A 23,589-nucleotide genomic window follows, 5' to 3' on the forward strand; every position below is an offset into this window, starting at 1 on the left:
TACAATGGCGCAGGATCACACAAGTACCGGGACACTTTTTGCACGCATACAGCGCGGCGAAAAACAGGCGTTCGATCAGCTGTATCTCCTGCATTTTGACAACTTGAAGCAGTTTGCGCAACAGTACGTTAAGCGCGAGGAAGCGGCAGACGAGTTGGTTTCGGAGCTGTTCGTGCAGGTTTGGCTGCGCAAGGGGTCGCTCCACGAAATCAACAATCCCACCCGCTACCTTTATCAATCGGTAAAGAACGCCTGCCTCACGTACCTGAAAAGGGAAAACAGGCATGCGCGGGTTCCGATCGATGAAGTGGATCAGGCAAGCCTGCAAACAGCAGTAATCGCCAATCCCGAGCAATTGCTGGAGTACAAAGAATTGTTGTCGCTTTTGGAGGAAGCGGTAGACCTGATGCCCCACCAACGCCAGACGGTTTTCCGGATGGTTAAAGAAGATCGGCTAAAATGCCGGGAAGTGGCCGAACTGTTGGGCCTCTCCGTGCGTACGGTCGAAAACCAGGTCTATCGGGCCGTTAAGCAACTTAACGAAGTGGTGGAACGCTATTTCGATGCCGGCAATGCCAATCATGGGCGCGCCAGTCGATTTTTTTTCTTAGTTATCTGAGGAGGCCATATGGATAAAGAAATGTTTTTACAATTACTTTCCCGAAAACTTTCGGGCTCGCTGCCGCCGGAAGAGGAGCGTAAGCTAAGGGAAATCCTGGATACGAATACGGACTACAAACGGCAGGCGGAAGTTTTGGAACTGTATTTCCAGACAAAGCGGCGGCCGACCATGGCCAATCGCATCAAGTTAGCGGGGCTATGGGAAGCCATCGAGGCCGAAGAATCAGAGAAATCTCCGGATGTCGCCCACGAGTCGGCTGATCAGGAAGCGCTACCGGGCCGGATCAGCAGACGCGGTGGCTGGCTACGACTGGCCGCCATGATTTTGTTTTGCATCGGCACTGGAATTACCCTGTACTGGCGCTTCCTGTCGCCTGCCGAACCGGCATTCACAGCAATCAAAACGGAAACGGACAGACAGTTCATCACTCTGGCGGATGGCACATTCATCGTTCTAAACCCTTTCTCTATCCTGCAATACAATACCGATTTCGGTAAGCACAACCGCACCATCAACTTGGCCGGAGAAGCCTATTTTGAGGTCGCAAAAAACAGCGCGCTTCCGCTGGTTGTCCACGCTGGTCCGTTACAGGTACGGGTGGTGGGCACCACTTTTCAGGTACGTGCCTATGAAGATGCTCCTTCGGCAACTGTCGCGTTGCTTGAAGGCGCCGTCGAAGTATCCGGCGTACGGGATGGCACCGCGGGCAACGACTCCACCGTTCGCTTATCCCCCATGCAGCAACTGGAAGTCAGGCGCAATCAAACCCAAGCGGCATTGACCACTTTTTCAAAAGATTCGCTCTTAAACGAACTGGGTTGGTGGCCTGCGGCGGATTCCCTTACCTTCCATGTGGAAACGATGGAAAGCGTGCTTCGCCGGATCAGTAAAAAATTCAAGGTACAATTCGTTGTGCGTCCTGAAAAACTAAATGATGTCCGATTCACCGGTGCATTTGATGACGACACATCCTTGGAAAACATATTGAAGGTATTGCAGACAGCCTATCCATTCACGTATCGCTTTGAAACGGAAAATCGGATTGTAATCGAATAGACTTTGAGAAAGCCTACTTATCTGCTTGTCTTTTTGCTGCTGCTAAGCAGTTATCGGCTTGCCGCCCAAAGCGGATCGATCCGGATTAATTATGAACAGCGTTCGCTCGTCGCGGTGTTGGAAATCATTGCCCGGCAATCCAAATACCATGTAGTGTACAGCAACGATGTGGTCACCGATAGCATGGCGGTATCCGTTGCCGCCGGTGGATACGCAATTGATGAGCTGCTTCAACAGGTCCTGCCCGGGCATGACCTGTTTTACCGCGAGCTTTCCGACAAAACGCTCGTGGTGAGTAGCCTGAAACTGCATGGCATACAGCCCGCCAAGGCTAAAGGCATACGGATCCGGGGTCATGTACGCGATAGTGTCGACCGCCCGCTCGCCTTTGCATCGGTCGGATTGTACACGGCCGACCGCTTTCTCACCGGAAGTACCACAGATCGGCAAGGTCATTTCAGTCTTCGGCATGCATTCATCGCGGGGCAATCCTATACCGTCAAGGCAAGCTCCATCGGTTTCCAACCCGTGGCGTTCGCCTTTGTGTATCCTGATACGGCGCAACTCGCGGCAATTATCCTGAAACGGGACAACCGTCTACTGGCGGAAGTGCAGGTCCAAGCCAAGCGGCCGCCCGTTGAACGACGGGCTGATCGGTTCATTGTGAACGTGGAGGGCAGCGTACTGGAAACCGGGAGCAACGGCCTGGAAATCCTCCAAAAATCACCCGGATTGTGGGTAGACCCCAATGGTAATATCAGTTTACGTGGGCAATCAGTGATGGTCATGATCAATGACGTGGTGCAGCGCATGTCTGGAGCCGATCTGGCAGAGTACCTCCGTACCTTGCGGTCGGAAGACATCGCGAAGATCGAAATCCTCCCCAATCCACCCGCGGAATTTGAGGCCGAAGGTTCCGGCGGCATCGTGCACATCGTATTGAGACGCGGGCGCGATGAAGGATTTACCGGCACGCTGAATACGCAGTATCGTCAGCAAGTGGACCGGCCTGCGTACAACATGGGTGCTACCTTCAACTATAAAATCAAGAGTTTATACGTATTCGGGACGGGCGGTTATGGTAAAGATCGAAGTTCCTATATCGCCACCAACGATATCCGTTATCCAGACCAGCATGCATACAATAGCTTTACCAATCGTGAAAACAACAACCAGCAGACCATGCTGCGCTTGGGTGCCATCTATGAGTTTGCGGCTAATCAATCCATTGGCCTGCAAACCAACCTCAATCGGGGCAACCTACGCCAGCGGTTTGATACGGACATCGCGTTGATCGATCCGCAAAGCATCACGGAAGGATCTGCCACATCGGCTTGGACACGCACGCCGGAATTGAATAGCGCCACGTTGAACTACAGCTGGAAAACGGATAGCCTCGGCTCGGGGCTAAAGTTGATTACAGATTACCTGCACAGCGAAAATCCGAATACCAATCAGTTCCGCTCCAGCTACACCGACCCGCAACGGGATGCCGTGTTCCACAATGCAACGCCCAGTACCACACGCCTGTATAGTGCGCAAACCGACTACACCCAATGGCTGGCCGCCACACAGCTCAAAGCCGGACTGAAGTTCACGAATACCGATCGGGATAATGAGGTCATACATGAACAATTTGAATCCGGCCCATGGCTACTTGACCCCGGCCGAAGCAACCGCTTCCGGTATCAGGAGCAGCTATTGATGGGCTATGCCGCGCTCGAACGCCAATTCAAGCGTTTTAGCGCGCAGGTTGGAATCCGGGCCGAGCAGACCATTATGGATGGCAATTCCGTAAGTGCAGACATCCGCTTCCGGCGTTCGTATGTCAACCTGTTTCCATCGGTATTTCTTTTGCACCGGCTGGACAGCGCGGGCAGAAAGTCACTTGTGCTCAACTATACCCGCAGGTTGAGCAGGCCCTCATTCACAGCCCTTAACCCCTATCGATTGCAGTTCTACGATTTCCTTGCCCAGATCGGAAACCCCGACCTGCTGCCCGAATATACCGACCGCGTGGAAGCGGGAATAACCCTGGCCGGCGGGCTATCGTGGGACGTCTATTACGCAACGACCAGCAACACAATGGCCCAGTACGCGGAAACGGTCGATAAGATGATTGAATATCAAATTCGGAATTTCGGCAACAGCCACCGCTTTGGCACCAGTGTATATGCACCGGTGAAAGTGCGCTCCTGGTGGTCGATGACCAACAACCTAAATTTGTACTACCTGCGCTACCAAATAGCGGAAGCCGATTACCGCAATACCTCCTTCAACATCAGTACCTATCAGGTGTTCACAATTAAAAAGATTGGTGATGCCGACTTGTTTGCTTTCTACCGATCGCCTTACCTCACCGCCAACTCGGATATGGCGGATTACTGTAGCGTAGACATCGGCTTCACCAAACGCCTATGGAACAATCAAGCCCGGCTGCGGCTGAATGTGACGGATATTTTCAACACGGCACGTGAACGGGAAGTCACTCAAGACCGTGGCGCCACCGTGTATTTTTACCAGAAACGGCCTACCCGAACGGTAGGGCTTTCTTTCAGCTATACCTTTACTTCCGGCAAAACCTTTAGCAACCGGAAGATCGAGCAGAGTGCGGAGGAAGAACAGAAACGGATCGGGAACTGATTTTCGCTACCTCAAAATAGCTCAAGCGGATCCATCGCCAGAAACGTCTCCCAAGGAATCCCTGATGCCCCGATCAACAACACTTTATCCGGTTCTACAGCTTTTCGGAATGCAGGCATGCTAACACCGGTCTGCGTTTTTCCGCTCTTCACTTCCAGTCCCACCACCTTGCCCCGCCGTTCCAATACAAAGTCGACTTCATGTCCCCCTTCCCGCCAATAGTGAATTTGATATCCTCCGGTATAGGCGCTATTGATTAAATGCGCCCCAACGGCAGATTCCACCATATGTCCCCATTCATCCGGCTTTTGGCGGATTTCTGAAAACTGCTCATCCCGCTGCGCGCTGATCAACGCCGTATTGTGTACCTGGAATTTCGGACTGGATGAGCGTTTACGGATTAATTTGGGGTCATACTTTTCCAAACCGCCGAGTAAACCGGCCGTGTTCAGCAAATCCAGGTAATGCGCTAAGGTCGTCGTGTTACCGGCATCTACGAGCTGGCCCAGCATTTTGGAATAGGCCACTATTTTTCCCGAATAGACACATCCCATCTCGAACAACCGCCTCATCAATGCCGGTTTGTCTACACGCGTCAGCATCAGGATATCGCGCGAAATACTTGTCTCAATCAACGAATCATGTACATACCTTTTCCAACGGTCCTCGTCGCCTTTAAGCAATGCAGCTCCAGGATATCCGCCAAACCATACATACGTCGCTACATCCCACCCAAACGCGTCCCGCATTTCGCTAAAAGACCAATGCCCCAAATAGGATGTCTCAAACCTACCAGCCAATGATTCGGTAAGCCCTTGTTGCAACAAAAGCCGGGAAGAACCTAATAGGATAACCTTCATATTGTGCCCCTCACGGGTATCGGTATCCCACAATAATTTGACCGTTTCGCTCCAATTTTCAATCTTCTGAATTTCGTCGATCACGAGCAAAAATTCCGAAGCTTGCTGTTGCTTCATCATCAGCCTTGCTGTTTCCCATTGTTGCTCCAACCAAACGGTCCCTGCTGCCGGCACCGCATCAGCCGTAACGAAATGAAAAGCGTGCTGATAGCTGGCCGTCAATTGGGTGACAAGTGTAGTTTTTCCCACTTGGCGGGGACCCATGACCACCTGAATAAAATTTCTAGGTTCGCTAATCCGAGACTTAAGTGTTTGTAAATAAGGCCTTGCAAACATGATTAAGATTTTACTCAATACAGTGAGTAAAATTACTCAATATATTGAGTAAAACAAAAAATGGACGCAAACCAGTCAACCAAACGTTAACCTGTGTTCCCGTTGGGCGTCCCGTTGCAAAAGGGCCAACCGATCCACTGATTGCACAAACACTTGGAATCGTTCTACTGCTTTTTGTGGTTGGTTCAATCTATCAATTCATCAAACAACGGAAATTGAATGCTGCTGCAAAGCAACATGCGTTACCGCTTAGATAATGATCGCGTCCATGCGTGCACCGAGTTCTATTAAGGCGGGCAAATTACAAAAGGCATGAAACTCAGCTATTGAATTAAAGCGAAATGTCTTTTCCATCCTGCTAATTTAAGGTTTTTCTTATAACGCTTTTTGGGCTGTAGGCCTTACAACAATTTCGTTGACATCCACATCCGCAGGCTGTGATACGGCATACGCTACTGCGCGGGCAATAGCCGCGGCAGGCAGTAAATCTGTCCTAAACTTTTCAATAGCCAGTTGCTTCAAAGCAGGGTCCGAAATGCTTTCCGCTAATTCGGATTCCGTTGCTCCGGGCGCTACCAGCGTAACCCTGATATTGCCGCTTACTTCCTGGCGCAGCCCATCCGAAATGGCCCGAACAGCAAATTTCGTAGCGCTGTACACCGTAGAGGTAGGCCCTACCCAGCGGTCGCCAACCGAAGTAATGTTTACAAACTGGCCGTCTTTCAAATTATCTACACGCCTTGCCCCCAACGCCACCCTGGCACCCAGCCCCGCCAAATGCCGTGCAATTGCTTCACCAATGCCACTACTCGCTCCGGTAATGGCTACTACTTTTCCTTTGATACCATCCATTTTTCTAAAATTTTTATGTTTAAAACCATGGATACAAAGGTGCGCCGCAACCAAGTTCTTGACGTAGCTAAATCAACGAATGATGTAGCCAAATCGTGTCGCGTCCGATTTGATTTCACTCATCGCGCAGCGAGTCGTAAACTAAGCATTGGAAGAATCTAAGACCAGACGTCCATCGGCCCGTCACCAGACTTTTGGTATTAAAGCAGCGTTCCGTCTTGGGACAATTGTGGTGGTAATATGAACATGCGCTCCGGCCGCTCAAAATAGATATACTTAAAGTTGCTTTCGGATATTTCAAAGTTTAGCTTCAGATATTTCAAAATTTGTGCAGACCTTCCGAACCCCGGTGGCCAAGCCCGTCAATAAGCACAGTCATCCATCGGGTTCCAGCAGCACCTGATGGCAAATACACCGGGCCGGAGCAGCAGCCGGCCCGGGTATTTTTTAACTGCGTTCAATACCTTAACAACTGCTGATCTTGCATACGATAGGCCTTACGCCATTGGTCGAACCGGCTTACCCGCCGTCGACTGATCGACACTTCGGCGATTTCGCGTTCTACTCCATCGCTACCTATTTTCGTGTACGGCATCACTAGCCGCACCTGGCGGTTGCGGTTCGGAAGCCGCACGCCATCATCCAAAATGGCCGATTGATGGATAAGTAGGTCGGGTGCCACGCGCATAAACTCATCGGGGTCCAACAGCATCTCCAACTCGTCGAGCGTGTTTTCCAGCACCGGATCCGATCGCTTCTCCGCGTCACGCAGGCATACGCGATTCATTTTATGCCGATGATGATAGCAAAACCGGACGGCCGTTGCCGGGATGTTGCCTTCGAGGGTAAGCAGGTGGGTCAAATAACTGCCTTTCGGCGTAGCTCCGGTAGGTTTGAGCCGCAGTATGCCGTGGATGAATAACACCACAAGGTTGACCAAGACCATGTGCAGCAAGTACACCATTAAGAAAAAAGCATTTGGCGAAAACCTGAAAACACCATCAAGCACCCACTCAAACAGCAGCCACTGCAATCCGTAGGTCAATATCCCTACCCCTACTACCCCTACGGCAACCTGCATCCAGCCGCGGCGGGCCGCCCTACGATTTGCCCATCCAAATCCATTCAGCGCGGATGTAGCGAAGTCAACCAGCGTCACGGCAGTGAATGAAACGGCAAATACCACCGAAAAGACGATCAGGTAGTGGCGGTTAGCAAAGATCAATGCCCAGCGGAGGCCCATGCCATCGCCATAGAGCAGCGAGGCACCAAAAAAGGACAGCCCCAGCGTCAGCCAAGCATGTTTCAGCGAAAAGAAAGAAAAATAAGTACTGTGTTTCTGCATATCCGTTTCATTAAATGCCGGATACGCGTGCAACACCAAAATAGGCTTAGGCACCCGTCACCGGGCCGTCATCAATCCATATACTCATATTGGTCATACTTCTTAACCCAAAGTTAAGCATCGTAGTTTATACGTGCAACCACATATTTTTGTGGTTCGGCAAAATGGCGCACGAATAGCCAGTTTTCCGGACACATTTGGCCAATCGGCGGACGCGAAACGCCCGATGGCGCTTGCAAAAAAGTAGACCAAACGCTACCGCCCATGTACCATCCGCTACCATTGGATGACAAACCTGTACCATCTGCGGAAACTCAATGCAAAAGCTTCTTTTTTCTGCCTTACGCTACCTAATTTTAAGGTTGAAACAAAGTGTTATTGCATATGAAACGCTTCGCACACGGTTTAAAGCATATCGCTATCTGGCTGTGCTGCTGGCTACGCGATTTTGGCATCAACCCAATAGGTGTGTTTGTCTTCCTACTGGCGTGGCGTTGGCGGTGGTCCTACCCAAAGGCGAACCTTGCACCTGCGAGGATCAGCTCGATCCCGAATGGGTGGCTGCCTTGCAGCACCAGCGGAAAACCGACTACGACGCCTTCTTCGAAACACGCGGCACCGTCATGCTATGCGCTGCGCAATGGCTGCAATTGAAAGCGCATCTTGAACGAACAAATCCCATTTTACAAACACACCAAAATTCCATCCAATGAATACACAAGTACTTGACTTTTTTATTGAACAACTGATAGCCAACTGCGACGCACTCAACTCATTCAACTCCGAAATTGTCGTACTGCTCACGCCGCTACTACGCAAAGAACATAGCACGGCCGCGCGCCAATTAATACTCAAGGATCATATTCCGCGCAAATTATACATCAAGCTATCCGGTTTTGCGATGGGCTCGCGCGAGAGCTTTCGCAACCTGTTTCCGGTAGCCCCTTACCTATGGCTGAAACCTGCGTTGATGACCGATTGGCGGGCGTTGCTCAAAAAAAAACCGGCCCGGTTTGACATCTCCGTCGAACAGCACACCGATGTATACTCATTAAGCCTGGCCGATATTAAACTACTTATCGAGCGCGTGCCGGAAGTAAAAACAGCCCTCAGAACGCTCATGAAAAAGCAAAACATATACTTGAACAGCTATGACCGCAATCTGCACCAATACGAAGCCCAAGAACGGTACGCGCATATGGTCGAAGACTTTGGCGATTTGCTGGATAGCATTCCCAAGAAACACCGTGCCGCATATGTGGGCATTGCTCCGGGATCCCTCAGCCGCATTCTCCGCGAAATGAAGGGGAACAATCCGACCCCGCCGCGCCATCCGTTGAGCATGCTCCTTGCCTTTTAGGGAAGAAAAACGGCCTTTGGTTAACCGGGTTAACCAAATCGCTTAACGCGGGTTAATACGGCCTTTTACTCCTGCGGCTACCTTTGCAAGGTAAGCTACGAGGCGTGTCTGTTTTATTCCATATAGACTTTCCCTTCCAAGTCGCCGAAACCCATTACCGGTTCGGCGATCACGCCCCGCTATGCGCTCATCCCATCCCTTTTGCCAACACCGTGGTTTACCACCACCCGCAGCCAGCGGCATTCACCGGCACCCGGCAATACTATGGGAACAGCCTACTCACCATTGATTTGCTGGAAACTCAAAGTGCCAAACCGCTCCTGCTGTCTACCCAACCCGTGCGGCAACCCCTTTACGTACTTTCCATCGTTTTAGAGGGGCACTTTCACTTCGGATCATCCATCCCATCAAATTGGGCGGCATCAGCCCCTGGCACCGCTTACCTCGCCCGTATCGGTGGGCAGCGGTATACTATCCGAGTACCTGCTCACGTTGGGCGACTCATCAGTATCACCATTCATACGGCACAGCTGGCCGTTATTGGCGAAGACTTTGCCGAATTGACCGCACTGTTGGCGGGCAATCCAAAGTCGGACGACTACTACTGTCCATCCGTCCAAGCCGACTCCCTGTTTATGCGCCGCCTTATCAAGCTAACCAGCCCCTCCAGTATCAATCGCCGCAAAGACTTCAACCAACACCTGCAGACCCACTTACAAGGGGTGTTCTCCGCTTTCAAGGGGTTGCTCTACGGCAAGGGGCAAGTCCACTATGACGAAGAAAAACTAAAAGAAATAAAACCCCACATTGCATCCGTTATTTCCGAAACCCATCAAGCGCCCGAACCGAAAGAAATAGCTGATCAATTTCACATCACACCCAAAAAATTAGAGCGCCTTTTCAAAAACGGCACGCAACTCGCGCCAAGCGCTTACATCAAACAAGTGCATATGGAAGCTGCAGGCACTTACCTCACAGATCACCCCGATCTGCCCATTTACGAGATCGCCGATATCTTTGGCTATAATCACACTGCAGCTTTTAGCAAGGCGTTCACCAAACATCACGGTCTCTCACCTCAAGCCTATCGTGTTGCACTCCAGTTGTCCAAAACCGACACGAATTGCTAAACCGTTTGTCTATACGCGACAACTTAACAGACTGGTTGTGAGTATACCTTTGTTTTCATAACTAAAGTATAATGTGATGAAAACGATTCAAACATTGCTCGAAAAATCCAGACACCCCAGCTCCGCCACCACACCAGCGATGATCCAAGCCTTCTGGCAGCGGCTATTCCGCGAGCACACCAGCCAACTGGCACTTGACTGGCTGCATGGATTCGGCAACGTGGTCTATGCCGACACCTATGCATCGCCCTTCATCATCCAGCTGTACCACAACCACCCCCAGGATAAACGGGTGGCCTACCTGTCGGAAACCGCAGGCATCGTGGAGTGGCGCTTCGGCATCAAATCCATGGGCTATCGTCAGTGCTCGGTGGTGACCGATCCAGACAGCATCGCCTGGCTGGACAGCCTGTTCTGGTTTTATACCGCTACCGATTCACAACGCACTAAAAATGGCAGGCTCGGCGACATGAGGCAGGTGGTTGCCGAACGCATTCGCACCATCAAGAAAAAGCAAGGACTATGGAAAAGAAATCCATCCTATTAGGTATGATCAGGTTGGCGTTCCTGGCGTTGTGGGTGTCGGTGGCCGTAGAGAAGCTGTGGGACCTTGCGGGGTTCCACAGCACCCTGCGGCGTCAGCCGATTCCCGGATGGAGCGCCGATATCCTGTTTTGGCTACTGCCACTGGCCGAGCTGGGAGCGGCCGTGCTGCTCGCCTGGCCACGGAACCGGCGGCGCACGCATCAAGGCATGTGGCTTTCGGCCATCCTGATGCTGGCTTTCACGCTGTTCATCGGTTTCGGTGTGCTGGGCTGGTACGAAAAGCGCCCATGCGGTTGTGGGTCAGTCATCAGCGGGCTCACCTGGGAGGAGCACCTTTGGTTTAATGGGGTTGCCCTCCTGTTGGCTATCATCGGCATATGGCTCACGTGGCCTGCACGTCGGGGTGGCCGTCGCAGGCCATACCGCAAGCCGGCCCAATTATTCCGGCAAGCGGATCGATTATCCCCCGTTTCAGGGCGCACCACTGACCAACCAAGTGTGTCTACGTTCCATAAGCGTTTTCCAAGGAGGTTCGCACTCTTCAGGCGCAGGGCCTTATTAGCACTTTACCCTGCCTGTACACAGTACGCAATACGCACTTGCCTAGGGTAAGCGCGGAGGCACGTGACCGGAATCTCCACGTCAGTGACCGGGTATATATAGACACGCAATATGCTTATTCGCACCTTGCAAAAAGCAAACCGCGCAAAGCAAATTGCAATTACAAACAAAACCTTTTTTTGGGGTGCTTTTTTTCCAAATGCGAAAGAAAAGTCCATAACATGGTAAATAAAACCATAACATACATTAAACAGTACTTTTTCATGTTGGCCCTGGCGGCCACGTTTGTCGGGTTTTCGGCATTCAAGGCGAATGAAATGAGCGGTTCAAAGAATGCCGCTCAATGGTACTTCGTAGAACGGATTGATGCGAACGAGGATGACTATTCCGACAGCAACCTGAAGATTTCAGGTCCTGAAACCGAGGAGCCAGCTGATCCCGATTGCAACACAACAAACGCAGGCAACACATGTGCTGTGCAGTTGAACAATCCTTCAAGTACTCCTATTGCTGATGGTACAGCCCTCACCAGCCTGCCCGCGGGTGTGAGCATCCAGGAGCATGCGCAAAGGGAGTTGTAATCCTAAAATTGAAGATGCCCGTTGGGAATACCGTGATGGTCTTTCCAACGGGTTTTTCATATTATCGATCGTTTTGCAGATATCCCCCAAGGTCTATCGCGTTATCCGGAAGCGGCCATACATACCTGTTATCACCTGGCCCCAGCGAATACACATCTTCGCCTAACACTTTTCTGATTGTTTTTGCAAACACCGGCTCCTTGTTCAGCCGTCTAAGGTCTTCCCACCTTATGCCGCGCAACACAAGTTCACGCATCCGTTCCTCGATGATAAAATCCAACAGCGTTGCCCGGTTCCGATCATCAAGGGGTACGTAATGCTCTTCTGCGTACCGCATCTTCAGTAAACTATTCATATCCTGCATCGCCGCTTCCAACGAACCCGTCCTGGCGCGGCATTCTGCCCGGATAAGCAGCACTTCATCTACCGCCAGGCCGGTAAACAGCCCTCCGGACCCCATGTATGAACCTTTGAAGAGAATATTACCGTTGGTGCCTTCCCTGAAATACGCCGCCTTCCGTAAATCATGATCCGAATAGAGTTCAAGAACCGCGCGGCCAACATTCATGCGTGACGACGTTACGACGGCAATGTTGGTCATGCTGCACATGAAAATAACTTCCGGATTACCCAGACCGTAAGTCGGAAATGTATAATTCGCCGTCAGCGGCAGATCGTTCAGATCGACCAGTCCGTGCTGGATGGAAAGGCACAGGTCTGCAAATCTTAGTGCTTCTTCATAATCGCCTATTTGGAGGTATACACGCGCCAGTAGCGCATAAACAGCCGCCTTGCCCGGCCGATGGGAATTTATCGGTATTTCCGGCAAATACGGTTGTGCATTCTCCAGATCCCCAATGAGCTGTTGATAGGTCTGCCGCAAGGTGCCCCTGCCTTTCTGCGCAGTTATATCCGGCACGAGCCGCAAAGGCAATCCCGGATCACGATCAGCGGTAACTTCGTCAAAGGGTTTGCAAAACAATTGGGCCAGCTGGTAGTAATTGAGCGCCCGGAAGAAAAGTGCACTACCCTTTACATTGTTCCACGCCGCTGTTTCGCTTTCGGCGGGCGTTATTTTTTCAATGCCTTCCAAGGCGGTATTGGCAAAGAGAATCCTTCTGTAGGCGTTGTTCCAATCATTGACCTCATTGCCCTCGTAAACGTCGTCCGCCCAGATGTAACCATTTTTCTCGTACGGCCTATTCGGAATATTTTGCCAGACCTGAAAGTCCAGTTCCAGTTCGTCTGCGCCGATCACGCCCAGCTCATGGCTGGAATTGGCGTTCATGGTCCGATGCGCATCGTCCAGCAACGCCTGCAGGTGTTCAATCCGTTCAGGAATGACCTGTGATTGGTCGCGCTTAATGTCCAAAAATTCCTTTCCACACGCCAGGCAACCGCTTATGAGTACGCCCATGATAAGCTGCAATCTGATATTCATCATAATGGTCTATATTAAAATTCTACATTGATACCCAAAGCATACGTACGTGGTGCAGGATAGGCCACATCGATGTACTCCGGGTCGATCCCCACATTGTTTTTCGTCCATAACAGCCCCACATTCCGTACATAGCAGAAGAGTTTGATTTGCTTCAGTCCGGCTGCCTTCAATCGATCGCCGCTATATGTGTAGCTCAGGTTTACATCTTGCAGCCGTAAGTAATGCCCCGGCGTGATCAATGCAGCCGACCGGCTATATGCCGAAGCCTCATAGGTATCATAGGTATCGGAGGCAGCAGGCACATCTGTAAACCGCTCATCGCCCGGTTTCTGCCAGCGACGGAAATAATCCATATGGTAGTTGCCCGGCCCGTTGTATTCGGCGCCCGGAGTGAGCGATGAGCGCCGGAATACATGGCCCGCTTTCCAGATCATATTAGCGGATAGCTGGAAGCCGTGGTATGAAAAGGTGTTGCGCAGCGAGCCGAAATACGGCGGCGCACTGACTCCGGCCACCAGCAAATCGTCTACCGTCCGACTTGAATAGTAGGCCTGATAATCCATCCCGAGCTCGCCATCTACCATCACCAACGACTTGCCGGTCTGTCCATCCAGGCCATACCACGGAAGCATATACACCACATCCTTGGATTGGCCTGCCGTAGGTGGAGGCGACACAAAATAGGTGCTGATGTTGTTAACCTCCGCTGTACTATAGTGTGTAATCCTGTTGCGGTTATAGTTGAAAATCACCCCGGCATCCCAACGGAATCCGGTTTTCAGTATGCCGGCGTTGAGCTGGATATCCACCCCATGCGTTCGCAGATCCGCATAGTTTATCCGGTTTTCCAGCGCCGGCACTGCACCTTTGATAATCCCCGACGTCGGATCCATAAAATCCACCCCGATCAGGTCATAAGCATTCTTCAGGTAATACTCCACGCTGCCTGTAATACGATTGGCTAGCCACCCCATATCCACACCCGCATTAAATGTGTTTACCTTTTCCCACCGCAGGTCCGGATTGCCGGCACTGGTCAGCGCCGCACGGGGAAAGCCCGTCCGTATATCCGTTCCGGCATAGCTGAATATGGGAAATGCACTTACATCGGGATTTATGTTACCGCTGCTGCCGTAAGTTACCCGCATGCGCACATAGGGCAGCGGCTTGAAGCGGTAGAAGTTCTCCCTGCTTAACTCCCACGATCCCCCGGCAGACCATAGCGGCACGCCTTTCTGATTCGTTTTAACGCCAAACAGATTCGATGCATCCCACCTCAGGCTGCCAGAGATTGTATATTTGCCCCGATAGGTATCAGCCCCGTTCACGAAATAGGAGATAAACCTATCGGTGAGCCGCTGGTGCACGGCCGCTGGGCCTGGTATCATCATCGCGCCCACGGGTCGTACCGGATAATACCGCGAATAATCGAGGTTTGCCGTACCGATAAACGTGCTGCGGTCATAGTCGTACATGCGATACCCCGGCAATGTCTCGGCTACCCGTTGCCGGATTTCGGCACCTGCCAAGGCAGTCAGTTCGTGATTGCCGGCAATGGTTTTCTGAAAGTCCAGTTGGGCACGACCGGAATGGCTCAGCGATTCTGTATCCGGCCTGCCGTCCAGTATTCCACCAGCTGGAATCACCCGCAAGCCATCCTCCTGCGTAAAGCGGTTTACCAAGTTCCTAACGAAATAGGTATCCGGTGAATAGTAGGAGTACCCTTCACTTTGGGACCGGATATACTGATATTTCACATGCAGGTTGAACGCGTTTAAAAAGCGGTACGCCAATCCGGTGTTAAGCCGGATTTCCGTTGACTTGCTATGGTTATCTGCCAATCGGATTTCGTCCAGTGGCCGGTAGTTCCAGTCCACCAGCCCTTCGGATGGGGCGCCATCCGCATAGGCTGCGCGGATATCCCTCGGTATGGCCAGCGGATTGCCCGCTTCGTCCGCAAGCCGCTGGTAGGGCGATATACCCACCAACGTACCGGATGACAATCCGTGTGTATACGTAATGCCATCGTTCTGGCTTTGTTGTCCGGTGTACCAAAGCGCGGCATCCAGTTCGAGGTTTTTAGCCACGCGCAATGAATTCTGGATAGCGAGGTTCAGTCGTCGGATGCCGTTGCCCACCACAGATTGCCGGTTATTGTCATATCCGCCCGATACATAGTACCGGTAGTTGGCGCTTCCACCCCGTATATTTAGGGCATATTGCTGGTTCACGCTCGGTTGATAAAGGTACTTCAGAGCGTCGGCGCGTGTATCTGTATGTTGGAGCACAGCTTTTTGTCTGTTGAATTCCGCATCGGATATTTCCCCGTCGCGTTGTTTGATAAGCAGCTCGACGTAGGGTGGGGTCACCGTCTGCGGTTCCTCAGGGTATACATCCCCACGGTTAAACAGTGTTTCCTCGATTTCCATCACCGTAGCTGCCGGCAGATACCGGTTGTTGTAGAATAAGTCCGGCTCTTCGCCTATGGTCACGTTCGAGGTCACTGAAATAGTGGTCCTGTCGTTGTATCTCCCTTTTTTTGTAGTGACCACAATTACCCCATTTCCTGCCCTTGCGCCCCATATCGACGCGGCAGCGGCATCTTTAAGCACCGTGATGCTTTCCACATCGTTCGGATTGATCGTGCTGATATCCGCCTCATATGGGAAGTTATCGACCACTATTAACGGCGATTCGTTCGATTCAAGTGTAGCAATGCCCCGTACCCGGATACCCGGCGACTGCGCCGTGGGGTTTTCCCCGAAAATTTCCCGGCGGTCCATATCCATCCCGTTCACTACGCCCTCAAGCCGGTCGAGTATGTTGGTGGTTACCATGTCGTTCAGCAGCCGGTTGTCAATCTGTACGAAAGAACCCGTAGCGCGCTCTTTCGGAACCTGGTAATAGCCTGTGTTGACCATTACCTCCTCGAGGTCGTGGCTGCCGGTCTGCAGGACGATTTGCAGCGGATTTTCTGTGTGCGTACCAATCACTATGCGATAGCTCTGGTAACCGAGATGGCTCACCAGCAATGTGTCAGGCAGGCGGCTCAATGCAAGCGAAAAACGACCGCCCGTAGCCGTCTTTCCGATGGCGCCACTTCCCAGTACAGTCAGTGTTGCGCCCGCTACCGGCTGGCCTTCCGCATTGGTCACCGTTCCGGAAAGCATGGTCTGGGCATGGCCGGACAGGCAAAAGGCGGCCATGGCAAAAAGAATGAATAAGAAAGATTTCATGATGAGTAAGAAGAGAGTTTAGTTTGCTGTTTCGTGTTGGTTGATAACCAGTACCGGATCCGGACGGTTTTCGATGGAGACCCGCAATCCAAATCGTTTGTAAATAAAGCGGACAATATCCTGCTGCATGGCAACATATGCCGCATCCTCGCCCATTTCCTCGGGAATCGCGACGCGGTAGGAATACCGGAACGTCCGCACCCATGTTTCATAGGCACTGCGGTAGTCGTCCGGATCATCGTATTGGGTAATCAGCGGGCGCGGCATGCGCAACAACGAATCGACTTTATCCCCTGTTTCAAAAACAATTCCGTTGTGGGGCCCGAGACCAGGCGCAATAGAAGACCGATATGCACCGAAAAGCAGGCTTTCAACCAAAGGGAGATTTACCCCGCTCAGGATCAGCATGCCATCTTGATGTACCAAACCAAGCCGTTGTTGCTGGAACCGGGGGTCCCCCGCAGTGAGCTCAGCCGTATACAACAGTTTTCCACTGTACGATTCATTGTCTGTACTAAGCGGATTTGTTGGGTTATATATCAATTTGGCCATCGGGATATCCGGAATACGGTTGTCCAGCATTTCACCGATGCTTTCCGCTGTAACGAATTGTGTTTGGGGCATTGCTGCAACCTTGCCGTCTTTTACCCACACCATGTGCGGTATGCCACTATGCGGAAATATTTTTCCCAGCGTAGTGTCGCCAACAATTCCGTTGAAATGCCAGCCGTATTTTTCATAGGCGCGGGATGCTTCGTCAATGGATTGGTAGGTGACGGGAATTACGACATATCCGTCACCATCGTGGCGAGTGAGGCTATCCAGTTTATTGAGCGAATGGATGCACGGACCGCACCAGCTTGCCCAGAAATCAAGGATGATCAGTTTATCCCGGTGGTCAGCCAGCCGGACCGTTGCCTTCTCCCCTGTTTGCATGTTTACCGCTTGGTGAACGGTTTCAAAGAAGCTCTCGGGCAAAGTCTCTCCGATCCGTACGGTCACTTCGGAAGGCTGGTGGAATTGCGCTTTCGCGATGCCGCATAGCAGCAACACCACCAACCCCAAAGCGAGGCCCAGCCCGCTACGGGCTGGGGCCTTCGCATGGGTACAAACACATGAGTCTTCGATATCTTTTCGACTGCCATGCCGATGGCCACGTCTTTTGTTAGGGATTTCTTCGGTATGGCTTCGGAGCTCCGACTGGACTTGGTTTGGTCTTGGTTTGGACTCCGACTGGGCTTGGCTTGGTCGGCGTCGATGGAGTGCAGAACGAGTTAGCACGGAGCTCAACCCAAGCTCCGAAGCAAACCCCAAGCAGGCTCCAGCAAGTCTCCACCCCATTCCTTGCCTATCCGTATGTTCCTTTCTCCCGCTATATAGCCGCTTACCCTTCGCTAAAGTGTCGCTTTTGGGCCTTTTTACCGAAGTATATGCGGGACATATGGGGATAGGACCCGAAGGAAGGGTAAGGGAAGGTGGGCTCAAGCACGGGATTGACTGGGCTCTCCCAACCGCGGACATACCTTTACCCGACTTTCTCCTGACCCTGTTCTGCCGTCCGCTATCCCCTGGGTATCCCCTAGCCATGCGGTGGCTAACGATTTTATAGCGACGGGTTAGCCAGGCCTTAGCCAATCCATAGCAGATGTCAGGAGAAAGTGGGAAGAAAGTACGAAGAAAAGCCGAACGTGTTTGCGAGTCTACTGCGCAAATATTTCGCTTATCCGATGCGTATTGTTGATGTATATGGTCAATTGCTTGTGTTCGCTTTAGGCAATACAAGCCCCTTAAGCGTAAAAATTGCTTCATCTAATGTTTTTTTAGGTGTAAGAAAAATGGTTAATTCAGGTTTCTTAAACCGAATCAAACGGGTGCTTTGACTGTATTTTTGTAAAGATTGGATGTTGATAGTACCCAGGGCCGGGATCGAACCGAATGGCGATGCTCCCCCTTTTTAGGCGTTTGCTTGGTTAGCTCATGTTGCTTGTGTGGTTCCATAGGTTTTGATAAATATCAAAACCTCGCTGTCCTAGGGTGGTGAAACTCCCGAAGGAGCCGGGCCACTTTTGGTCTGATCGTACAAACGGACCGCGTAGGACGGCACTGCCGAAGCAGCTACTACCAAAGGTAGCACCTGGAACACAAAACCGCAAGTTGACCCGGATCCCCAGGCTATGGGGTGTCCGGGTGCTCACTCACGCCCTTGTGTTCTTAAAGTTTCCTACGCTTTGTACGATCACGAGGCTTTTTGTGAGCACCCTCTAAATTTCGTTATTGGGTGACAAAGTTAATAAAATGTATTATTCCTTTTCTTAATGCAACTCGATAAAAATCCTATCAATCATTCGTAAAGCCATTTCCTAAAGCCTTACTTTTACAAAGTTGAAAAAATAAATTTGCGCATGCTACTTTTTTTAGTAGTTTTACCTCTATAAATAGTTGTTTAATCTAACCGTAGTAACTATGGCCGAACTAAATGAAGAAAACCAATTTACCATCCTTGAAAATAAAGCTATTGGACGCAATTTTGCAAAGCATCGTAAATTCAGGGAAAAGAAAGCGTTGGAGGTAGCTGAACACCTCAGCATGACGGAAGCCAATTATACCAAATATGAGCGTGGGGAAAACAAAATAACCGTTGAAATCATTCAAGGTGTAGCTGAATTTTTGAATATTGACCCCTTGCAATTAATGGCATCTGACTCCGGACATGTAGTGGAAAATAGCAATTCGCCACACTCTCCTATTGCGATTCAAGAGAACAGCACCTTTCACACAACCAACGAAGAACAAACCAAACTTATCACGAAACTGGTAGAAAACGTAATCGCGATGAATGAAAAGATTATGAAGTTGTTGGATAAGGAGACGTAACCAGACCCTGGAATAATGAAAGTTTTACTTACTAAAACAAGATCAGAAGATAAGTGGGCAAATGTTGCGTTAAGATGTCCTCATTGTGGCCATTATGGCACTTTTGAAAGACTAAGTGGTATAAAGGATGTGCTCGCATTAGAGGAATCGGTCCTATCTTATTTCCTTGGTTTAAGAAGATGTCCAAATGCTGAATGTCACGGACATTTGTTCTTTATAGCAGACCATGTTGGATTAGTAAATATTACCTATCCTAATTCAACAATCCCATTTAATAAGGAAAATATACCAGAGAAAATTTTAAATGCCTTTTCTGAAGCAATATCCTGCCACTCAAACAATTGCTTTATAGCTTCCGCTATAATGATTCGCAAAACATTGGAAGAAATTTGTAAAGACCGAGGGGCTGTAGGAAAAACTCTTTATGATCGGCTGCAAGATTTAAGCACCAAAATAGTCGTTCCTAAAGAACTAAGGGATGGAATGCAGGAATTAAGGCTTTTAGGTAATGATGCAGCCCATATAGAATCTAACACATTCGGAGAAATTGGCAAGGAAGAAATCGAAGTCTCCATTGAATTTACACAAGAAATTCTAAAGGCGGTTTATCAATATGAAAGCCTATTGGGGAAATTGAGAGGGTTGAAAAAGGCAAACGTTCAAGAAGCAGAGGAGGCTAAAAAAGTGTAAAATGAATTAGTTTAAATTGCTAGGTTAACCTATATCTGTATGACAAGCCTAAAAAATCATGAATCCTTTTTACGATATCAGTCCAAGTGAATCCGAGTTGGCACATCCGTTCCAGCTGAAAAATCTTGGTGAAAACCAAGTGAGAGCGAGTTATGGAGTAACCATAAGAGACGAATGGGGGAATAAAACCTACGGCGATCCTGGTAGATATGAATCGCCAACTACCGATAAAGATTATGACTGGGAGTTTTTGCGTAGGTTTCAATCTTTTGACCCCATATATGACGCTCCGAAGTTACAACGGACGCGTTCACAATAAATAAACCTAGCGAGAGAGTGTAACGCCAACTGTGTCACTGGATAAAACGAATAAATAGTTAAATTCGAAATATCAAGTGACATGTTAATGAAAGAGAAAACCCCATTTGACTTTGAGCGCTTCAAGCAGGAAGCGATGGAAGGTTTGTACGCTGGTAAGAAAGCCGGTGGCACGGACGGTGTTTTTGCACCACTGATGAAACACCTATTGGAGTCGATGCTCGATGGCGAGCTGGAGAACCATCTGGGGGAGGAAAAAGCCTCCGGTGTGTCCAACCGCCGTAACGGCAAGAGTAAAAAGACGGTCAGGAGTATGAGCGGCGGAAGCTTCGTATCCGCCCGACCAACTGCATCTTTTCGGATTAATTGATCGTCGTTAGCTTTACGCCCAAATATTTTTGATATGAAAGAGCGTAGAGACTATATGTTTACCCTTGTCCGCCAGTGGCGTGAGAGTGGTTTGACCCGGCAGGAGTTCTGTCTGCAGCATGGCATCACCCTGGGTAAGTTCAGTTATTGGATCAGTCGCTGGAAGGAGAATGCGTCCGGCGGTGAGAGCGGTTTCATTCCGATGGGTTCACCGCGTAATGCAGGCCATCCTGTTTTATCCGTTGTTTACCCCAACGGTGTACGGCTGGAAGTTCCTTCGGCCGATCTGGGGCTTTTGTCCGGGCTGATTGCCCTTGCCTGATGTTCAGCCTGGGTTCCTCTCACCGTTATTACTTATACAACGGGCATTGCGATATGCGGAAAAGTTTCGACGGGCTTTGCGGGCTGTTGTCCTCCGGTCTGGGCCGTGGGGCCACTGGCGGGGATGTGTTCGTGTTCGTATGGAACAAGGGAACTTATGGGAGGATGCCAAGGCAAGGACACAAGTGCAACACATGTACAAGGTCAAAATTGCCAAAGCCTTCCATAGGGACGGATCACTCCGTAGTACCGATGAAACTTCTGTAATGGAAATGGAGGAAAGGGAGTGACCAGATCAGTTTCATATAAACAACAACAGTAAAACGGATGATTGATTACTATGAAACAAAGCAACATCCAATCACCAAGAAAATGGTGTTGGATGCTTACCGAAAAGTACGGGCAAATAAGGGGAGTGCTGGGATTGATACGCAGAGTCTGGAACAGTTTGAGGAACGGTTAGCGGGTAATCTATATAAAATCTGGAACCGTATGACCTCGGGCAGTTACCATCCCAAAGCAGTAAGGGAAGTGCAAATTCCCAAGAAAAGTGGAGGTTATCGAGGACTCGGAATACCTACGGTGTCAGACCGGGTAGCCCAACAGGTTGTCAAAAGCTATCTTGAACCCAAGGTGGAGGCGAGTTTCCATCAGGACAGCTACGGTTATCGTCCGAACAAGAGTGCGCATGATGCGCTGGCTAAAACGGTGCGGAACTGTGGGTACTACAGCTGGGTTGTGGACCTGGACATTCGTGGCTTCTTCGATAACATTGATCACGAACTACTCATGAAAGCCGTGCGTGTATATACCGATGAGAAATGGATAATTATGTACATCGAACGCTGGCTTGAAGTGGGCGTAGTACGTGAGGGTAAAGTGCACAAACGCGAAAAAGGGACACCTCAGGGTGGAGTGATAAGTCCTCTACTGGCCAACATCTTCCTGCACTTCGTTTTCGACAAATGGATGGAAAAGCATCACAGTAATATGCCTTTTCAAAGGTATTGCGACGACGCCATCATCCACTGTACCACTTGGAATCAGGCTGTATTTATCAAGAATGCGGTAACCAAGCGTATGAAGGAGTGCAAACTTGAACTCAACAGCGAGAAAACAAAAATCGTATACTGCAAAAACTCGATCCACAGAGAGTCAAATCCAGTACCGGTTTCGTTCACCTTCCTTGGTCATACATTTCGACCATTGGGCAGGCCAACCAAAAACGGCTGGAAACTTACGTATTTTCCGTGTATGAGTCAGGATGCGAAGAAATCCGTTCGAGAGAAAGTGAAGAGTGTAGTGAACAGGCGTTTCATGGGAAAGCTGCAAGACATCGCCCAACGCCTGAACGCAATGGCCAGAGGTTGGATTAATTACTACTGTGTGTATTCAAGATGGACGGTGTACGGACTTTGGTATTGGATTAACCTCAAGTTGGTACGATGGGTTATGAGACGTAAAAAGATGGGAAGAAGGAGAGCACATCAGTGGTTGAGGAAAATCTATAACCAGAACCCAAAACTATTCATCCACTGGACGCTTGCCAGACCGTACTAAATAAAGTAAAAGCTGATTTGGAAGCGCCGTGTGACGGGAGACTGTCACGCACGGTGCTGTGAGAGGTTCGGGGTGAAATTCCCCTTACCTACTCGACCCCATCAAAGTGCTGGACAGCGATAAAAAAGGCGCGGCCCACCAGGGATACTATTGGGTGTACCATGCCCCGCTGGAAGGAACGGTACTTTTCGATTACAGCCCCACCCGGGGCAGCAGCGCCCCGTTGCCCATATTGGGCAGCTTCAGGGGGTACCTGCAGACAGATGGGTATGCGGTGTACGAGAAATATGCACGGAGCAAAAACGTAATCCACCTGGCCTGCTGGGCACATGCACGAAGAGAATTCGAGCGGGCCTTAGACAATGACAAAGTTCGGGCGGAAAAGGCGCTGCTGTTGATCCAGCAGCTCTATGCGGTGGAACGGAAGGCCCGGGAAGAAAAACTGGCCGCCGAACAGATCAAGGAACTGCGGCTGACCGAGTCGCTACCGGTAATCAACGAGCTGGGGAAATGGATTTTTGAAGAAATAAAATCCACCCTGCCCAAAAGCCAGATAGGTAAAGCCATGGCCTATGCGTATGCCCGGTGGGATGGACTGTCGGCCTATTTATACGATGGAAACCTGCATATCGACAACAACCTTGTCGAAAACGCAATAAGGCCCGTGGCGATTGGACGTAAGAACTACCTCTTTGCAGGCAGCCACGAAGCCGCCCAACGGGCAGCCATGATCTATTCCTTCTTCGCTATCTGCAAGAAACATGAAGTGAACCCGTTCCAATGTATCCGGCCTACCAAGTACATATTTTCTGATTAACTGATCGGCTGTAGTTTTACGCCCACAAATAATATGATTATGAAGGAGCGTAGAGAGTACATGTTTAC

Annotated in this window: 21 protein-coding genes and 2 pseudogenes; 17 read left to right on the plus strand and 6 right to left on the minus strand. The window is 50.3% G+C overall.

Features of this window, described 5'->3' with window-relative positions:
- Positions 1-4: 4 nt before the first annotated feature.
- From ACFOET_RS07905 to ACFOET_RS07915, 3 genes are read left to right on the plus strand one after another with little or no spacing between them, the layout of a single operon-like run.
- Positions 5-619 carry an RNA polymerase sigma-70 factor gene (locus ACFOET_RS07905; protein WP_379021310.1) on the plus strand — a complete coding sequence of 205 codons (615 nt, stop codon included), beginning with the start codon at positions 5-7 and terminating at the stop codon, positions 617-619.
- A 21-nt stretch (positions 620-640) separates the two neighbouring features.
- Complete coding sequence (locus tag ACFOET_RS07910) at positions 641-1,678, plus strand: FecR family protein (protein WP_379021312.1); 1,038 nt, start codon at positions 641-643, stop codon at positions 1,676-1,678.
- Between the two features lie 3 nt (positions 1,679-1,681).
- On the plus strand, positions 1,682-4,321 hold the full coding sequence (locus tag ACFOET_RS07915) for an outer membrane beta-barrel protein (RefSeq protein ID WP_379021314.1): 2,640 nt from the start codon (positions 1,682-1,684) through the stop codon (positions 4,319-4,321).
- Between the two features lie 11 nt (positions 4,322-4,332).
- On the opposite strand, the gene ACFOET_RS07920 is transcribed toward ACFOET_RS07915, so the two are convergent.
- The 3 genes from ACFOET_RS07920 to ACFOET_RS07930 form a co-directional block, all read right to left on the minus strand.
- Positions 4,333-5,517 (minus strand): ATP-binding protein, encoded by a 1,185-nt coding sequence (locus ACFOET_RS07920; RefSeq protein WP_379021316.1) that lies wholly within the window; start codon positions 5,515-5,517, stop codon positions 4,333-4,335.
- 375 nt (positions 5,518-5,892) lie between these two features.
- Positions 5,893-6,369, minus strand: a complete 477-nt coding sequence (locus ACFOET_RS07925) for an SDR family oxidoreductase (RefSeq protein WP_379021318.1) — start codon at positions 6,367-6,369, stop codon at positions 5,893-5,895.
- Between the two features lie 457 nt (positions 6,370-6,826).
- Positions 6,827-7,714 carry a hypothetical protein gene (locus ACFOET_RS07930; protein ID WP_379021320.1) on the minus strand — a complete coding sequence of 296 codons (888 nt, stop codon included), beginning with the start codon at positions 7,712-7,714 and terminating at the stop codon, positions 6,827-6,829.
- A gap of 362 nt (positions 7,715-8,076) precedes the next feature.
- Here ACFOET_RS07930 and ACFOET_RS07935 point away from each other — a divergent pair, with 362 nt between their 5' ends.
- The 6 genes from ACFOET_RS07935 to ACFOET_RS07960 all read left to right on the plus strand — a co-directional run bounded on the left by ACFOET_RS07935 (position 8,077) and on the right by ACFOET_RS07960 (position 11,892).
- Positions 8,077-8,427, plus strand: coding sequence for a hypothetical protein (locus ACFOET_RS07935; RefSeq protein WP_379021322.1), 351 nt, complete (start codon positions 8,077-8,079; stop codon positions 8,425-8,427).
- Positions 8,424-9,074 (plus strand): Crp/Fnr family transcriptional regulator, encoded by a 651-nt coding sequence (locus ACFOET_RS07940; RefSeq protein WP_379021324.1) that lies wholly within the window; start codon positions 8,424-8,426, stop codon positions 9,072-9,074. Before ACFOET_RS07935 ends, ACFOET_RS07940 begins: the two co-directional genes overlap by 4 nt.
- A gap of 104 nt (positions 9,075-9,178) precedes the next feature.
- A complete protein-coding gene (locus ACFOET_RS07945) occupies positions 9,179-10,204 on the plus strand; it encodes a helix-turn-helix domain-containing protein (protein ID WP_379021326.1) in 1,026 nt (341 codons plus the stop codon).
- A gap of 139 nt (positions 10,205-10,343) precedes the next feature.
- Positions 10,344-10,751 (plus strand): hypothetical protein, encoded by a 408-nt coding sequence (locus ACFOET_RS07950; RefSeq protein ID WP_379021328.1) that lies wholly within the window; start codon positions 10,344-10,346, stop codon positions 10,749-10,751.
- Entirely contained in the window at positions 10,727-11,362 is a 636-nt protein-coding gene (locus ACFOET_RS07955; protein WP_379021330.1) for a MauE/DoxX family redox-associated membrane protein, read from the plus strand. Before ACFOET_RS07950 ends, ACFOET_RS07955 begins: the two co-directional genes overlap by 25 nt.
- Before the next feature lie 170 nt (positions 11,363-11,532).
- Positions 11,533-11,892: a hypothetical protein gene (locus tag ACFOET_RS07960; protein ID WP_379021332.1), complete on the plus strand. Its 360-nt coding sequence runs from the start codon at positions 11,533-11,535 to the stop codon at positions 11,890-11,892.
- A 61-nt stretch (positions 11,893-11,953) separates the two neighbouring features.
- Here the strand turns inward: ACFOET_RS07960 and ACFOET_RS07965 are convergent, their stop codons facing one another.
- The 3 genes from ACFOET_RS07965 to ACFOET_RS07975 are packed head-to-tail and all read right to left on the minus strand — an operon-like array spanning position 11,954 to position 17,913.
- Positions 11,954-13,336, minus strand: a complete 1,383-nt coding sequence (locus ACFOET_RS07965; RefSeq protein ID WP_379021334.1) for a RagB/SusD family nutrient uptake outer membrane protein — start codon at positions 13,334-13,336, stop codon at positions 11,954-11,956.
- Between the two features lie 11 nt (positions 13,337-13,347).
- The gene (locus ACFOET_RS07970) at positions 13,348-16,572 is read right to left on the minus strand and encodes a SusC/RagA family TonB-linked outer membrane protein (protein WP_379021336.1); all 3,225 of its coding nucleotides are present in this window, start codon (positions 16,570-16,572) and stop codon (positions 13,348-13,350) included.
- Between the two features lie 18 nt (positions 16,573-16,590).
- Complete coding sequence (locus tag ACFOET_RS07975) at positions 16,591-17,913, minus strand: TlpA family protein disulfide reductase (protein WP_379021338.1); 1,323 nt, start codon at positions 17,911-17,913, stop codon at positions 16,591-16,593.
- Positions 17,914-19,035: 1,122 nt separating this feature from the next.
- Between ACFOET_RS07975 and ACFOET_RS07980 the strand changes: the two genes are divergently transcribed.
- From ACFOET_RS07980 to tnpC, 8 genes and pseudogenes are all read left to right on the plus strand, one after another.
- Positions 19,036-19,446, plus strand: coding sequence for a helix-turn-helix domain-containing protein (locus tag ACFOET_RS07980; RefSeq protein WP_379021340.1), 411 nt, complete (start codon positions 19,036-19,038; stop codon positions 19,444-19,446).
- A 15-nt stretch (positions 19,447-19,461) separates the two neighbouring features.
- Positions 19,462-20,136: a DUF4145 domain-containing protein gene (locus tag ACFOET_RS07985; RefSeq protein WP_379021342.1), complete on the plus strand. Its 675-nt coding sequence runs from the start codon at positions 19,462-19,464 to the stop codon at positions 20,134-20,136.
- A 58-nt stretch (positions 20,137-20,194) separates the two neighbouring features.
- The gene (locus ACFOET_RS07990; RefSeq protein ID WP_379021344.1) at positions 20,195-20,455 is read left to right on the plus strand and encodes a hypothetical protein; all 261 of its coding nucleotides are present in this window, start codon (positions 20,195-20,197) and stop codon (positions 20,453-20,455) included.
- A gap of 87 nt (positions 20,456-20,542) precedes the next feature.
- Positions 20,543-20,785 (plus strand): annotated as a pseudogene (locus ACFOET_RS07995) (IS256 family transposase); the annotation flags it as partial.
- A gap of 72 nt (positions 20,786-20,857) precedes the next feature.
- Positions 20,858-21,145: an IS66 family insertion sequence element accessory protein TnpA gene (gene tnpA / locus ACFOET_RS08000; RefSeq protein WP_379021348.1), complete on the plus strand. Its 288-nt coding sequence runs from the start codon at positions 20,858-20,860 to the stop codon at positions 21,143-21,145.
- Positions 21,145-21,411 (plus strand): IS66 family insertion sequence element accessory protein TnpB, encoded by a 267-nt coding sequence (gene tnpB / locus ACFOET_RS08005; RefSeq protein WP_379021350.1) that lies wholly within the window; start codon positions 21,145-21,147, stop codon positions 21,409-21,411. The genes tnpA and tnpB overlap by 1 nt, the downstream gene beginning before the upstream one ends.
- A 60-nt stretch (positions 21,412-21,471) precedes the next feature.
- Positions 21,472-22,704, plus strand: coding sequence for a group II intron reverse transcriptase/maturase (ltrA, locus tag ACFOET_RS08010; protein WP_379021352.1), 1,233 nt, complete (start codon positions 21,472-21,474; stop codon positions 22,702-22,704).
- A 97-nt stretch (positions 22,705-22,801) separates the two neighbouring features.
- Positions 22,802-23,500 (plus strand): annotated as a pseudogene (tnpC, locus tag ACFOET_RS08015) (IS66 family transposase); the annotation flags it as partial.
- Positions 23,501-23,589 lie beyond the last annotated feature (89 nt).

It is taken from the genome of Parapedobacter deserti, from assembly GCF_042646065.1.
Taxonomy (GTDB): Bacteria; Bacteroidota; Bacteroidia; order Sphingobacteriales; family Sphingobacteriaceae; genus Parapedobacter; species Parapedobacter deserti.

Excerpts from the sequence above, each read along its gene's own strand:
- ACFOET_RS07910 (WP_379021312.1), top strand. The coding sequence starts at position 641 with ATGTTTTTACAATTACTTTCCCGAAAACTTTCGGGCTCGCTGCCGCCG.
- tnpB (WP_379021350.1), top strand. The coding sequence starts at position 21,145 with ATGTTCAGCCTGGGTTCCTCTCACCGTTATTACTTATACAACGGGCAT.
- ACFOET_RS07930 (WP_379021320.1), bottom strand. The coding sequence starts at position 7,714 with ATGCAGAAACACAGTACTTATTTTTCTTTCTTTTCGCTGAAACATGCT.
- ltrA (WP_379021352.1), top strand. The coding sequence starts at position 21,472 with ATGATTGATTACTATGAAACAAAGCAACATCCAATCACCAAGAAAATG.
- ACFOET_RS07980 (WP_379021340.1), top strand. The coding sequence starts at position 19,036 with ATGGCCGAACTAAATGAAGAAAACCAATTTACCATCCTTGAAAATAAA.
- ACFOET_RS07905 (WP_379021310.1), top strand. The coding sequence starts at position 5 with ATGGCGCAGGATCACACAAGTACCGGGACACTTTTTGCACGCATACAG.
- ACFOET_RS07970 (WP_379021336.1), bottom strand. The coding sequence starts at position 16,572 with ATGAAATCTTTCTTATTCATTCTTTTTGCCATGGCCGCCTTTTGCCTG.
- ACFOET_RS07990 (WP_379021344.1), top strand. The coding sequence starts at position 20,195 with ATGAATCCTTTTTACGATATCAGTCCAAGTGAATCCGAGTTGGCACAT.
- ACFOET_RS07940 (WP_379021324.1), top strand. The coding sequence starts at position 8,424 with ATGAATACACAAGTACTTGACTTTTTTATTGAACAACTGATAGCCAAC.
- ACFOET_RS07975 (WP_379021338.1), bottom strand. The coding sequence starts at position 17,913 with ATGGGGTGGAGACTTGCTGGAGCCTGCTTGGGGTTTGCTTCGGAGCTT.
- ACFOET_RS07955 (WP_379021330.1), top strand. The coding sequence starts at position 10,727 with ATGGAAAAGAAATCCATCCTATTAGGTATGATCAGGTTGGCGTTCCTG.
- ACFOET_RS07950 (WP_379021328.1), top strand. The coding sequence starts at position 10,344 with ATGATCCAAGCCTTCTGGCAGCGGCTATTCCGCGAGCACACCAGCCAA.
- ACFOET_RS07965 (WP_379021334.1), bottom strand. The coding sequence starts at position 13,336 with ATGATGAATATCAGATTGCAGCTTATCATGGGCGTACTCATAAGCGGT.
- ACFOET_RS07920 (WP_379021316.1), bottom strand. The coding sequence starts at position 5,517 with ATGTTTGCAAGGCCTTATTTACAAACACTTAAGTCTCGGATTAGCGAA.
- ACFOET_RS07985 (WP_379021342.1), top strand. The coding sequence starts at position 19,462 with ATGAAAGTTTTACTTACTAAAACAAGATCAGAAGATAAGTGGGCAAAT.
- ACFOET_RS07925 (WP_379021318.1), bottom strand. The coding sequence starts at position 6,369 with ATGGATGGTATCAAAGGAAAAGTAGTAGCCATTACCGGAGCGAGTAGT.
- tnpA (WP_379021348.1), top strand. The coding sequence starts at position 20,858 with ATGAAAGAGCGTAGAGACTATATGTTTACCCTTGTCCGCCAGTGGCGT.
- ACFOET_RS07960 (WP_379021332.1), top strand. The coding sequence starts at position 11,533 with ATGGTAAATAAAACCATAACATACATTAAACAGTACTTTTTCATGTTG.